Below are 12,624 nucleotides of genomic sequence, written 5' to 3'. Positions count from 1 at the left end.
CTTCCATCGTGGCAGTCAACATCAAGCCACTCGAGGACAAGATCCTCGTTCAGGCCAACGAGGCCGAGACCACGACCGCTTCCGGTCTGGTCATCCCCGACACCGCCAAGGAAAAGCCGCAGGAAGGCACCGTCGTCGCAGTTGGCCCCGGCCGCTGGGATGAGGACGGCGACAAGCGGATCCCTCTGGACGTTGCCGAGGGCGACACCGTCATCTACAGCAAGTACGGCGGCACCGAGATCAAGTACAACGGCGAGGAGTACCTGATCCTGTCGGCCCGCGACGTGCTGGCTGTCGTCTCCAAGTAAAAGCACCCGTGTCCCGCCCCGGAGATCCCCGTGTGAGCACGGGTGGTGTCCGGGGCGGTATGCGTATTGCCTTGGGCGAGCGCAGCGACGGGGAAATTAAGGAAAGACATCTATGAGCAAGCAGATTGAGTTCAACGAAACTGCGCGCCGTGCCATGGAGGCCGGTGTCGACAAGCTCGCCGACGCCGTCAAGGTGACCCTGGGCCCGCGCGGCCGCTACGTGGTGCTCGCCAAGGCGTTCGGTGGCCCGCAGGTCACCAATGACGGTGTCACCGTCGCTCGGGAGATCGATCTCGAGGATCCGTTCGAGAATCTGGGTGCCCAACTGGTCAAGTCGGTGGCCACCAAGACCAACGACGTCGCCGGTGACGGCACCACCACCGCGACGGTGCTGGCGCAGGCACTGATCAAGTCCGGGCTGCGCTACGTCGCTGCCGGCGCCAACCCGATCGCGCTGGGTCTCGGTATCGGCAAGGCCGCCGACGCAGTGTCCGAGGTCCTGCTGGCCGCTGCCAAGCCCGTCTCCGACAAGACCGCCATCGCCCAGGTCGCCACGGTGTCCTCGCGGGACGAGCAGATCGGCGAGCTGGTCGGCGAGGCCATGACCAAGGTCGGCCACGACGGTGTCGTGACCGTCGAGGAATCCTCGACGCTCAACACCGAGCTGGAGATCACCGAGGGCGTCGGCTTCGACAAGGGCTTCATCTCGGCCTACTTCGTCACCGACTTCGACCTGCAGGAAGCAGTGCTCGAGGACGCGGTGGTGCTGCTGCACCGCGACAAGATCAGCTCACTGCCCGACCTGCTGCCGCTGCTGGAGAAGGTGGCCGAGGCAGGCAAGCCGCTGCTGATCGTCGCCGAGGACGTCGAGGGCGAGGCGCTGTCGACCCTGGTCGTCAACGCCATCCGCAAGACCCTGAAGGCCGTTGCGGTCAAGGCGCCGTTCTTCGGTGACCGTCGCAAGGCGTTCCTGGAAGACCTCGCCATCGTGACCGGCGCCCAGGTGATCAACCCCGACGTGGGTCTGGTGTTGCGTGAGGCCGGCCTCGACGTGCTGGGTTCGGCGCGTCGCGTCGTGGTCAGCAAGGACAGCACCGTGATCGTCGACGGCGGCGGTTCCAAGGAGGCCGTGGCCGACCGCGTCAAGCAGCTCAAGTCCGAGATCGAGACCACCGAGTCCGACTGGGATCGCGAGAAGCTGGAGGAGCGGCTGGCCAAGCTGGCCGGCGGTGTCGCGGTGATCAAGGTCGGCGCTGCCACCGAGACCGATCTCAAGAAGCGCAAGGAAGCGGTCGAGGACGCCGTCGCGGCGGCCAAAGCGGCCGTCGAGGAGGGCATCGTCACCGGCGGCGGCACCGCACTGGTCCAGGCCCGTGCGGCGCTGGACAAGCTGCGCGGTGAGGTCAAGGGCGACGAGGCGTTGGGCGTCGAGGTGTTCTCCTCGGCGCTGTCGGCCCCGCTGTACTGGATCGCAACCAACGCCGGGCTGGACGGCTCCGTCGTGGTGAACAAGGTCAGCGAGCTTGGCAACGGGCAGGGCTTCAACGCGGCGACGCTGACCTACGGCGACCTGGTCGCCGACGGCATCGTCGACCCCGTCAAGGTGACCCGTTCGGCAGTCCTCAACGCCGCATCGGTGGCCCGGATGATTCTGACCACCGAGACCGCGGTTGTGGACAAGCCGGCCGAAGACGCCGACCACGGCCATCACGGGCACGCCCACTAGGTAGTGCGTACGGAGCACCCCCGGTCCGATGGGCCGGGGGTGTTTTCGTTGGCGTCAGTCGTGCTCGGCGCCACATTCGCGAGTGGTCAGAGGTGCTGCGAACTCCGGCATCCTTTCCCTGCTCAAAGGTGGTCACAAACTTCACGCTTTGTAGACGAATCGGTTATCGGACTGAGACCGCGACACATCCTGCTGTGTACGGCTTTTCGTGCCAGCTGGGCCACAATTCGGACATGACGGTACCGCGGGAGTTACCGCGTGGGATCTCGCGTCAAACATTCCTGCGGGGCGCCGTGGGGGCGTTGGCTGCCGGAGCGGTGTTCGGATCCAACCGGGCGGGTGCCGAGCCCAGCGCCTCCGGCTGGGAGGGCCTCTCCGCAGCTATCAAAGATCCGGTGATTTTGCCGGACAACGTGCAATTCGACTCGGCCAAAGCGGTTTTCAACACCAACTTCAACGACTTCGTACCGGCGGCCGTCGTCATCCCGACCTCGGCGGTGGAAGTGCAAAAGGCGATGGCCTTCGCTGCTGCCCACAACCTCAAGGTCGCTCCCCGGGGCGGCGGGCATTCGTATGTGGGTGCGTCGACCGCGACCGGCGCCATGATCCTGGACCTGCGTCAGCTGCCAGGCGGTGTCAACTACGACGCCGCCACCGGGTATGTCACGGTGACGCCCGCGACCGGTCTGTACACCATCCACCAGGCCCTCGCCTCAGCTGGCAGGGGGATCCCGACGGGGACATGCCCGACGGTCGGCGCGGCCGGGCACGCTTTGGGTGGCGGGTTGGGCGCGCAATCGCGGCACGCGGGCCTGATGTGTGATCAATTGGTGTCGGCGACGGTGGTGCTGCCCGGTGGCGCGGGTGTCACCGCATCGGCCAACGAGCATCCCGATTTGTTCTGGGCGCTAAAAGGCGGGGGCGGTGGCAATTTCGGAGTGACGACAGCGCTGACCTTCGCCACGTTTCCCACCAGCGACGTGGATGCCGTCAGCCTCAGTTTCCCGTTGCCGGCTTTTGCGCAGGTTCTGGTCGGATGGCAGAACTGGCTGCGTACCGCCGACCGCAGCAGCTGGGCACTGGCCGACACCATCACCGACCCGGGTGGCGCGCACTGTCGCATCCTGGCCACCTGTCCGGCTGGCGGCGGTGACGCCGCGGCGGCCGCCGTCTCCAAAGCGGTGGGGCTGCAACCCATCGGGGTGGAGAAACACACGTTCAATTACCTGGACCTGGTGCAGTACTTGGCCGTCAACAACCTCAATCCGTCGCCGCTGGGCTACGTCGGCGGATCCGACGTCTTTCCCTCGATCACCCCGGCCGCAGCCCAGGGGATCGCCGCGGCGTTCAATGCTTTTCCCAATGGGGCCGGGCGTCCGTTGGTGATCATGCATGCGCTCGACGGCGCGCTGGCCAGCGTGGGGCCGGGGGACACCGCCTTCCCGTGGCGAAGGCAGTCGGCTCTGGTCCAGTGGTATGTGGAGACCTCGGGCTCGCCGGCGGCAGCAGCCGGCTGGCTCAGCACCGCTCACCAAGCGGTGGCACCGTATTCGGTCGGCGGCTACGTGAACTATCTCGAGGCGAACCAGCCTGCGTCACGGTATTTCGGCGCCAACCTCTCCCGGCTGGCCGCCGTCCGGCAGAAATACGACCCGGGGCGGGTGATGTTCTCCGGCCTGAACCTTTGATGCGACGTTATCGGCGAGCAACCCGGGAATCGGGACAAGTGTCGGCTAGGCGATGCGTTGAAGGTGCCGGGTCGTGTGGTTGGCATCTGCGGTGCGGACATGAACGGAAACCAATGATCCGGTACGTGCGACGCCGATAGGCCCGGATCGCACGAAACGCGCCAATTCCGGGCTGCGCAAGGCGATTCCGGCGCTGGACTGGCGATAGCCGATCCGCACGCCGATTGCCCCGAAGGAGAGGAAGCCGCCCAGGCCTGGCAATGCGGCATACAGCAGCGCCCATATCGACACCGACACCGCGACGGCAGCGATCGCGTTCTTTATCAGACTCAATGTCGAGTGACCCGGAGGCGTCGCCTTGGCGAGCGTCGATGCGGCTGACTGCGGCTGCAACGAGGCCAACAGCACGATCCCGCCGTCCACCTCTATGCCTCCGCGATCGACCGCCAGGGAGCTGCCGACGGTACCTGGCGAACTGTCCTGGACACTCGCCGGCGCGGTCAGGTTCAGGGGCCCGCCGTCCGAGGCGGAAAAGAGCCCGTGGTGGCTCTCGACACTGGATGTGATCCACAGGGTGGCGAGTATGTCGCGGATAGTTGCTGGTAGCTGCAAGATGGCGTGGACGAAATTGGAGGCTGTCGCCAATGTCCGCATGAGGCAGATGACGGCGTACTGAACCGCCACTGTCGCGGCCTTCGCGATTATCTCGGCTATTGACGTCGATGCAGCCACCTCAGCGACCGCTGTGACGGCAGTGTCGACGTCAGACGTCACGGTGACCCTCGTTGAGGAAGTCGACGGCTGCGCGGATTTGGCGATGTCGGAATCGTTCGGTGCCTCCGCGACGGTCGATTTGTTCCCGGAGGCGGCGCTCGGCGTGATCTTGGTGGCCGGAATGGGAAGTGGAATTGCCGGGACCTGCTGGTCGGCCGCGGCGAGCAGGGCTTCCACCGCTTTGGTGAAGGCTATCGGTTCAGCTGCAGCTTGGCCGGAGTTGTCTGACACGCCTTGTGCGCCTGATGGCGTGGCTGTGTCCGTCTCCGTGGAGAGTGCGGAGCGGGGTTTGTTGGGGTCGGTTCCGGAAGTCGTCGTGGTGGTGATGCCGGGGTCTGCGCTGGGTGGATCTGCTGACGCTTTGGTGGTTGACGGTGTGGTGTCTGTCTTATCCGCCGTTTGAGTGGAGGTGTTCGTCTGTGCGGAGAGTGTGGAGCGGGGTTTGTTGGGGCCGGCTCCGGAAGTCGTCGTGGTGGTGATGTTGCGGTCTGCGCTGGGTGGATCCGCTGACGCTTTGGTGGTTGACGGTGTGGTGTCTGTCTTATCCGCCGCGTCGGCCGTATCCGCCGTTTGAGTCGAGGTGTTCGTCTGTGCGGAGAGTGTGGAGCGGGGTTTGTCGGTGCTTGGGCCTGAAACAGCCGTGCTCGTGACGTTGCGGTCGCTGGCGTCACCGGCCGAACTGCTGGAGTTCTCCTGACTCGCACCTGAGGTGGGGTCGGACTCGGAATCCGCGGAGGCAATCGCACCATTCATGGTGTTCATCAGGAGGGCGGCCGACATCAAGCTTGCAGCGGCAAGCCGCTGGCTACGGGTGGTGATCATGACCGTCTCCTCGCAGCCGGGCTTTCGTGTTAGCTGCTGATAGCGAGGATCGAGCATGACTTAACCAACAGCAAAACTAATATGCAGTCAGCGTTTGAATCTTGTCAACAGGCACTAGCCCGGTCGGTCTCGGTTCAAAATTTACGGCTCCGTCAGAACTGAGAGGGCCGGGACATCAGCAGCTTGGGTAGATGGCGCGACACGCGGTGTGACCGGCCGGTTTTCATTGCCCGGTAGCTCACAGCTCGGACATGACAGTACCGCCGGAACGGCCCGGGCGGGGTTTCGCGTCAGACGGTTCTGCGCCGCGCCGCCGGGGGCTTGGCCGCCGGAGCGGCTTTCGGATCGAACCGAGCAAGTGCCGTCCGTCAGGTGCGGGTGTTTCCGGCGCGCTCCAGAAGAGGGTCATCAGAAGCTCGCCGAACGGGCTTGGGAAAGGGGTCCGGCAACCACGCATGCCAATGTGGCGTTGCCAGCTCCGGCGGTGCCCGTGCGGTCTCTACGCCAAATTTATTGCGTTGGGGAATATAATTGCCGTCCCGGTTTACGATTGCGTCGATTTGTATCTCTGTCCCGGAAATGCCGTATAACCTCGGTATATTCGGGTCATCGAGCCCTCCTAACTGCAAAATAAGGGGATGCGGCCGTGCGGATAAGACAGCGCTACCTGGTCTTAGGATTGGCAATGGCGATGTTGCCGATCGGGGTGGTTACCTTCGCGCCGACGGCGAAGGCCGACTGCACCAGTTCGGGCTACGCCACCGTATGCGCGCAAGGAGATGTGCGCGGCGTGGATGGCGGACCTGTAGCTGCGACGCCAGTCGTTCCCTATCCCTGTGAAAACGACTGGTACTGCGGCAACGACTGGGATCTCGGCATTGCTTGGAACCCGGGACGGCCGGGAGGTCCGGGTCGCCCCGGCGGGGGTGGTGGTATCGGCCCACGTTGAGGATTCGCATCGTGAAGTGTCGACCAGCTGCTGAAGGAGCCAATATGTTGCCAATCCGTCTGACAAACCGCGCAATCGGCGCTGCGATCGGTACCGGTGTCCTGGCCGGCCTGGCGCTGTTCGGCGCTGCGTCCGCCGTCGCCGAACCGCCGGTACCACCGCCGTGCACGGCTGCTGAGATGGCGCGCGTCATGTCCGGTGTCACCTTTGACACGTCTAACTATTTGACCGAGCACCCCGACGTCAACGATTTCTTCACCGGTCTCAAGGGTCAACCCAAAGATCAAATCTCGAACAAGGTTCAGGGTTATCTGGAAGCCAACCCCACAGTCCGTGACGATCTTCAGCGGATCAGACAACCCTCGGTCGACTTCCGCAACCGCTGCGGACTTCCCGCGACTCCCTGACGATCCCAGCGGGGCCAGAGGCCAGCGTTGATCTAGCCGGTGATCACACCGCGGTCGTGGTGATGCGTACCTCCGAGGTCAGCGTCTGATGTACCGGGCAGCGTTCGGCGATGATTCGGTGGCTTCCGGCGGTGATCTCCTGCGTGTAGGTTCCCGAGCCGGTTTCTGTCACGGTCACATCGGTCGTCATGCAACTCTCCTTGGCGGGCGGACGCGGATTGAACACCGCTGCATCGGATCGTGCCCGATTGTGGGGCGCGCCGGGCCGGCCCGCTGAGCGTCGACGATGCCGAATCGCGCAAGACCACCGTCGGTTCGATGGGGTTTGCCGTCCCGCCAGCGCGCAGCCGTCGCCCGCTGTCGGCGATATCAGATCCGGAGCGTGCGAAAAGGGCCCTCATTCCACCGCGGAATGAGGGCCCTTTTTCGTTTGCTGATGTCAGGCTGTGCGGCGAATGCCCCGCTTCAAGAGGAGTTCGCGTTCGGACTCGCTGAGCCCACCCCATATGCCATAGGGCTCGGCGACAGCGAGGGCATGTGATCGGCATTGGATGATCACGGGGCAGCTGCGGCACATCTCCTTGGCGCGCGATTCGCGCTGGGCGCGGGCCCGTCCACGTTCCCCGTCGGGATGGAAGAACACCGACGAATCGACGCCCCGGCAAAGTCCCTGCATCTGCCAGTCCCAGATATCCGCATTGGGTCCGGGTAGCTGCTGCGGCTGTGGCATGGAAAGCCCCTCTCTGCACGCCCATTCCGATTATGTGAGCGTGCGTGAGTTGGTGGAACCGAACTGAGCACATGTCGCCGATGACTACTCGTGCACATAAACTAGGGGCGTTCATTAATTCGCGTCAATAGTCTGAGCGTGTGCTCCGTGACATATCCGCAGGTCGAGAATTTACATCACGTTCATCATTGAGATGCGCGCGCTGCGGGAACGGTGTTGCTGCGTGCTCGGCGCGATGACGTTTGTGCTGTTCGGAACCGCTACGACGGCACGCGGCATTCGTAACGTCAGGCGGCTGGTTGACATTCATTAACGTCGCGTGCATCCATTGTTAACCGATGCAGACTCGACAATATCTTTTGGGCGGTGCCTGGCGGTATGGTTCCCGCAGACCCCGTATTTGCGGGACATTGATAGCGTCGGAAACCGATGAGCAGCATCACTGACGCAGCAACCGTGCTGGCGAACGCCGCGTTCGGAGACGATCCGGGACGCTGGCCGCTGCCGACTGCCACGACGGCGCGCGACCGATGGTTGCGTGCCGTGGCCGCCGGAGGCCAGGGCCGCTACGGCAGTGCGCTGGCCGAACTGTCCGTCATCGACCGCAGCGTCGGATCCGGACCGTTGCTGTCGCTTAGCCACAGCACCCGGGCGTCGTTCTTGCGTCAGCTCGGGGGGCACGACCGGGCCCGTGCCGCAGACGGACAAGCATGGGCCCACAGCGGAGGAGATGGCTCCGCCGATCCCGAGGCACCCGCCGACGCATTGATCGGTTTGGCCGCAGATGCGCTCGGCGTGGGCCGGTTCTCAATGTCGGCGCGGTTGCTGGATCGGGCTCGCTCGATTGTGGGTGACCGCAGCGGGCGCCCCGCGGTGCGGCTGGCATGGGTCAGCGCCGAGCTGGCCATGATGTGCGGCGACGGAACCCGGGCGGTCACACATGCCGAACAGGGAATCGAGGTCGCCGCCGGCTACCCGTCTGCGCGCCACGCGGTGAAGTCCGATGTCGTCCTGGCCGCTGCCCTGTGCAGCGCCGGACAGTTGGACCGGGCCCGCGCCGTGGCCGACGCTGCGCTGTTGGCGACCGAGAAATTCGGTCTGATCCCGTTACGGTGGGCGCTGGCGTGTCTGCTGGCCGACATCGGCAGCGCAGCCCACTCACCTGCGCAACTCGGAGCGATCCGCGGCGGGTGCGCCGATACAGTGCGTCGCAGGGGCGGGGTCTGGTCCGGCGACTGATCCCGGTCGCCCCGCGCCGATCGTTATTGTTTAGCTCAACCAAGCGCCTGCGAGTGTCGGTGCCGAGTAACGCTGGAGATATCGCTCACGATGACAAGTTCGGGAGACCGTCTCGACGCTGTCGTTGCTGAAGCTGTGGCCGGCGATCGGAATGCGCTTCAGGAAGTCCTGGAGATCATCCGGCCGATCATCGTTCGGTACGTCCGGGCACGGGTCGGCATGACCGAACGAAGTGGTCTTTCAGCGGATGACGTTGCGCAGGAGGTGTGCTTGGCCGCCATTACGGCGCTGCCGCGCTACAAGGATCAGGGGCGACCCTTCCTGGCGTTTGTGTATGGCATCGCCGCGCACAAGGTTGCCGACGCGCATCGCGCGGCAGCCCGGAATCGGGCTGACCCCACCGATGCGGTGCCGGAGCGCTACTCGCTGGAAGCCGGCCCGGAACAGTCGGCTCTCGACGCCGAATCCTCGGCGCGGATGGCCAAGCTGCTGTCGGTGCTGCCGGAGAAGCAACGCGAGATCCTGATCCTGCGGGTGGTGGTCGGCATGAGCGCCGAGGAGACCGCAGAAGCCGTCGGCAGCACCGCCGGCGCGGTCCGTGTGGCCCAGCACCGGGCGCTGAGTCGGCTGAAGTCGGAAGTCATGGCGACGGGACGTGACTATGCCTGACTTCGGCCGCTGGACGTCCAATGGTGGCGATCCCTCACTGAACGAGATCAACCGCACCGACCGGTTCATCGAGGCGCTCTCGCTGGACCGCCCGGTATACGCGACGGACTCTGCCGAGGCCGAGCTGGCCCAGCTGCTTGCAGGGTGGCGTGACGAGGCACGGCGTCCGACGTCAGGTGTCGTGACGACCCGCGACGCGATCTCGGCTCTGAACCGCGGAACGCCGCGCAGGTGGTCGCGGCTGCCGTTGGCGTTGGTCGGATCGGTGGCCGCGGCAGTGTTGTGCCTGGGCGGGTTCGGTGCGGCCGTCTACGGTGCAGGTCCCGGCGACGCGCTTTACGGCATGCGCACCGTGATGTTCGGCGACCGACCCACCCGGGACGTCAAGGTCGAGCTTGCCTCGGCTGAGTTGGCGCAGGTCCAGCAGCTCATCGACCAGGGCCAGTGGCAGGCCGCACAGGAGAAGCTGAGCACCATCACCACCACGGTGGCGACGGTCAACGACGCCGAGCGCAAGCAGCAGTTGGTCGATCAGTTGCAGCAGTTGTCGGTCAAGGTCGAGAATCGCGACCCCAACGCGACGGTGCCGCCCAACGCGCCGCCGGTGGTGCTGCCGGAGGTGTCGACGCCGCAGACCAGCACATCCGGCACGACGAGCGAGTCCGACACGTCTGCACCGACGAACACGTCACCGACCAGCACGCCGTCGGGCACGAGCTCGTCGACGCCGGAGGAGACCACCACGTCGCCGTCCGATACGTCGTCGTCTTCGTCGTCCCCGACCCCGTCGAGGTCCACATCGACCGGGACCTCGGCATCGGTCACCACGTCGTCGCCGGTCACGTCGCCGAGTACGGCGGCCCCGTCGTCGTCCAGTCCGCGCGAGGAAGCCACGCCGTCCTCGGTCGCCTCGTCGGTGGTGTCATCACCGACGCATACCCAGACCACGACCCTGCCTACCGTGAGCGTTCCTTCGGCGGCCGAACCAACTGTGACCGGCCCGGCGCGCGGAGGCTCGACAAGTGGGGGTGACGGCGCGGAGCAGCCCGGTCAGGACGTGCCTCAACAGCGACAGGGCGCCCTTGACCAGCCAGGGCAGGCCAATCGGCCTCAGCTACCGGCGACCTCGGTCATAGAGGCTCCCGGATTACCCGATACAGCCGGCGGCGGTCAGCGGTAGCCGTCGGTTTCCGATGTGGCTTGATTGAGTGAAGCATCGGCGTAGCCGCGGCAGTAATCCCACGTCACGTAGGCGTCGGGCTCTGGATCGTACGCCGGCTCATGCGGGCGGACGGTGCCATCGACGAGCAGTTGCAGCAGGTTGGCGCGCAGCATGTCCCAGTCGTGGTAGTGGTCCTGCTGGCATTCGTCGCAGCACACCACGAGGCCGCGAATTCCCTTGTGCGCCAACAACGCTTCGTATACCGCAAGATCTGCCAGGTCGGCCTCGACTGCGGTGCGCTCCTGTGGGTCCAGTGGCTGGCCCGGCTCGATGGCATCCAACGCAGCCGACGGATCACACGGATCGTCGGCGAAGGGATCGGGTGGCAAACCAGGTGGGAGGTGGTCACGCACGAGTCCCAGCCTACGCAGCACCACAGGTGTCGCGCCAGCCGCCGCGAGGGCCCGCGCCTCGCGGCGCGGCGACTCCGCGCGCCAATCCGGCGGTGGCGCGACCTCAAATGGCGAGCCGATAGGATTAGGCGTAAAGCTCTGCGACCGCGCCTGTCACCTGGAGGCCCGCCCATGTCGATCGCTGAAAGCAGCGTTCCCATTGCCGTACCGGTGCCGACCGGCGGCGACGATCCGACCAAGATCGCCATGCTCGGTTTGACGTTCGACGATGTGCTGCTGTTGCCGGCCGCCTCGGACGTGGTGCCTGCCACAGCGGACACGTCCAGCCAGGTCACCCGCAAGATCCGGCTGAAGGTACCGCTCGTCAGCTCGGCGATGGACACCGTGACCGAGTCGCGGATGGCGATCGCGATGGCCCGTGCCGGCGGTATGGGCGTGCTGCACCGCAACCTGCCCGTCGGGGAGCAGGCGGGCCAGGTGGAGACCGTGAAGCGATCCGAGGCCGGCATGGTCACCGATCCGGTGACATGCTCGCCGGACAACACGCTGGCCGAGGTGGACGCGATGTGTGCGCGGTTCCGGATCTCGGGGCTGCCGGTGGTCGACGGGGACGGTGCTCTCGTCGGGATCATCACCAACCGCGATATGCGGTTCGAGGTTGACCAGAACAAGCCGGTCTCCGAGGTGATGACCAAGGCGCCGCTGATCACCGCCCGCGAGGGTGTCTCCGCAGAGGCCGCGCTCGGGTTGCTGCGCCGGCACAAGATCGAGAAGTTGCCCATCGTCGACGGCCACGGCAAGCTCACCGGCCTGATCACGGTGAAGGACTTCGTCAAGACTGAGCAGTTCCCGCTGGCCACCAAGGACAGCGACGGCCGGCTGCTGGTGGGCGCTGCCGTCGGTGTGGGTGATGACGCCTGGACCCGAGCCATGACGCTGGTCGAAGCCGGCGTGGACGTGCTGGTCGTCGATACCGCCCATGCCCATAACCGGGGTGTGCTGGACATGGTGTACAGGCTTAAGACGGCGGTCGGCGATCGTGTCGAGGTGGTCGGCGGCAACGTCGCCACCCGGGCCGCGGCGGCGGCGCTGGTGGAGGTCGGCGCCGATGCCGTGAAGGTCGGTGTCGGCCCGGGCTCGATCTGCACGACCCGTGTGGTGGCCGGTGTGGGAGCCCCGCAGATCACCGCGATCCTCGAGGCCGTCGCGGCCTGCAAGCCGTTCGGGGTGCCCGTGATCGCCGACGGCGGTTTGCAGTACTCCGGTGACATCGCCAAGGCACTCGCGGCCGGTGCGTCGACGGCCATGCTGGGTTCGCTGCTGGCCGGCACCGCCGAATCGCCTGGTGATCTGATCTTCGTCAACGGCAAGCAGTTCAAGAGCTATCGCGGCATGGGCTCGCTGGGTGCCATGCAGGGCCGGGGTGCGGCCAAGAGCTACTCCAAGGACCGCTACTTCCAGGACGACGTGCTCTCCGAGGACAAGCTCGTGCCCGAGGGTATCGAGGGCCGGGTGCCGTTCCGTGGCCCGCTCTCGACCGTCATCCACCAGCTCACCGGCGGTCTGCGGGCCGCCATGGGTTACACCGGGTCGGCCTCCATCGAAGCGCTGCAGCAGGCCCAATTCGTGCAGATCACTGCGGCGGGGCTGAAAGAGAGCCACCCGCACGACATCACAATGACTGTCGAAGCACCGAACTACTCCACCCGCTGACGAGCGCTAGCGCGCCGAAGCACA

General features: G+C 65.6%; 13 protein-coding genes. 9 read left to right on the top strand and 4 right to left on the bottom strand.

The features are described 5' to 3' along the window. Window positions 1-5 precede the first annotated feature (5 nt). From groES to B133_RS0113175, 3 genes are all read left to right on the top strand, one after another. On the top strand, window positions 6-308 hold the full coding sequence (groES, locus tag B133_RS0113185) for a co-chaperone GroES (protein ID WP_036418614.1): 303 nt from the start codon (window positions 6-8) through the stop codon (window positions 306-308). 112 nt (window positions 309-420) lie between these two features. Then, complete coding sequence (groL, locus tag B133_RS0113180; RefSeq protein WP_018601728.1) at window positions 421-2,034, top strand: chaperonin GroEL; 1,614 nt, start codon at window positions 421-423, stop codon at window positions 2,032-2,034. A gap of 233 nt (window positions 2,035-2,267) precedes the next feature. Beyond that, window positions 2,268-3,722 (top strand): FAD-binding oxidoreductase, encoded by a 1,455-nt coding sequence (locus B133_RS0113175; protein ID WP_026256381.1) that lies wholly within the window; start codon window positions 2,268-2,270, stop codon window positions 3,720-3,722. Between the two features lie 45 nt (window positions 3,723-3,767). Here B133_RS0113175 and B133_RS24425 read toward each other — a convergent pair whose 3' ends face one another. Further along, complete coding sequence (locus tag B133_RS24425; RefSeq protein ID WP_157625865.1) at window positions 3,768-4,727, bottom strand: hypothetical protein; 960 nt, start codon at window positions 4,725-4,727, stop codon at window positions 3,768-3,770. Window positions 4,728-5,964: 1,237 nt separating this feature from the next. Between B133_RS24425 and B133_RS24920 the strand changes: the two genes are divergently transcribed. After that, on the top strand, window positions 5,965-6,267 hold the full coding sequence (locus tag B133_RS24920; protein ID WP_081618225.1) for a hypothetical protein: 303 nt from the start codon (window positions 5,965-5,967) through the stop codon (window positions 6,265-6,267). A 44-nt stretch (window positions 6,268-6,311) separates the two neighbouring features. Beyond that, entirely contained in the window at window positions 6,312-6,674 is a 363-nt protein-coding gene (locus B133_RS0113165) for a heme-binding protein (RefSeq protein WP_018601726.1), read from the top strand. Between the two features lie 43 nt (window positions 6,675-6,717). Here the strand turns inward: B133_RS0113165 and B133_RS24640 are convergent, their stop codons facing one another. Together B133_RS24640 and B133_RS0113155 are read right to left on the bottom strand one after the other, a co-directional pair. Beyond that, the gene (locus tag B133_RS24640; protein ID WP_198290998.1) at window positions 6,718-6,864 is read right to left on the bottom strand and encodes a hypothetical protein; all 147 of its coding nucleotides are present in this window, start codon (window positions 6,862-6,864) and stop codon (window positions 6,718-6,720) included. Between the two features lie 249 nt (window positions 6,865-7,113). Then, the gene (locus tag B133_RS0113155; protein ID WP_026256380.1) at window positions 7,114-7,404 is read right to left on the bottom strand and encodes a WhiB family transcriptional regulator; all 291 of its coding nucleotides are present in this window, start codon (window positions 7,402-7,404) and stop codon (window positions 7,114-7,116) included. Between the two features lie 429 nt (window positions 7,405-7,833). On the opposite strand from B133_RS0113155, the gene B133_RS0113150 reads away from it, so the two are divergent. The 3 genes from B133_RS0113150 (at window position 7,834) to B133_RS0113140 (ending at window position 10,492) form a co-directional block, all read left to right on the top strand. After that, a complete protein-coding gene (locus B133_RS0113150) occupies window positions 7,834-8,643 on the top strand; it encodes a hypothetical protein (protein ID WP_018601723.1) in 810 nt (269 codons plus the stop codon). 90 nt (window positions 8,644-8,733) lie between these two features. Next, window positions 8,734-9,312, top strand: a complete 579-nt coding sequence (locus B133_RS0113145) for a sigma-70 family RNA polymerase sigma factor (protein ID WP_026256379.1) — start codon at window positions 8,734-8,736, stop codon at window positions 9,310-9,312. Then, window positions 9,305-10,492 (top strand): anti-sigma-D factor RsdA, encoded by a 1,188-nt coding sequence (locus tag B133_RS0113140; protein WP_018601721.1) that lies wholly within the window; start codon window positions 9,305-9,307, stop codon window positions 10,490-10,492. Before B133_RS0113145 ends, B133_RS0113140 begins: the two co-directional genes overlap by 8 nt. Here B133_RS0113140 and B133_RS0113135 read toward each other — a convergent pair. Further along, window positions 10,483-10,887, bottom strand: a complete 405-nt coding sequence (locus B133_RS0113135; protein WP_026256378.1) for a DUF5319 domain-containing protein — start codon at window positions 10,885-10,887, stop codon at window positions 10,483-10,485. The genes B133_RS0113140 and B133_RS0113135 overlap by 10 nt on opposite strands. Before the next feature lie 171 nt (window positions 10,888-11,058). Here B133_RS0113135 and guaB point away from each other — a divergent pair, with 171 nt between their 5' ends. Next, window positions 11,059-12,600, top strand: coding sequence for an IMP dehydrogenase (guaB, locus tag B133_RS0113130; RefSeq protein ID WP_018601719.1), 1,542 nt, complete (start codon window positions 11,059-11,061; stop codon window positions 12,598-12,600). The last annotated feature ends 24 nt before the right edge of the window (window positions 12,601-12,624 follow it).

The organism is Mycobacterium sp. 155 (genome assembly GCF_000373905.1).
In the GTDB taxonomy this organism is placed as follows: domain Bacteria; phylum Actinomycetota; class Actinomycetes; order Mycobacteriales; family Mycobacteriaceae; genus Mycobacterium.
Note: the sequence above shows the minus strand (reverse complement) of the source record. Positions and strands in the feature narration are given on the sequence as shown.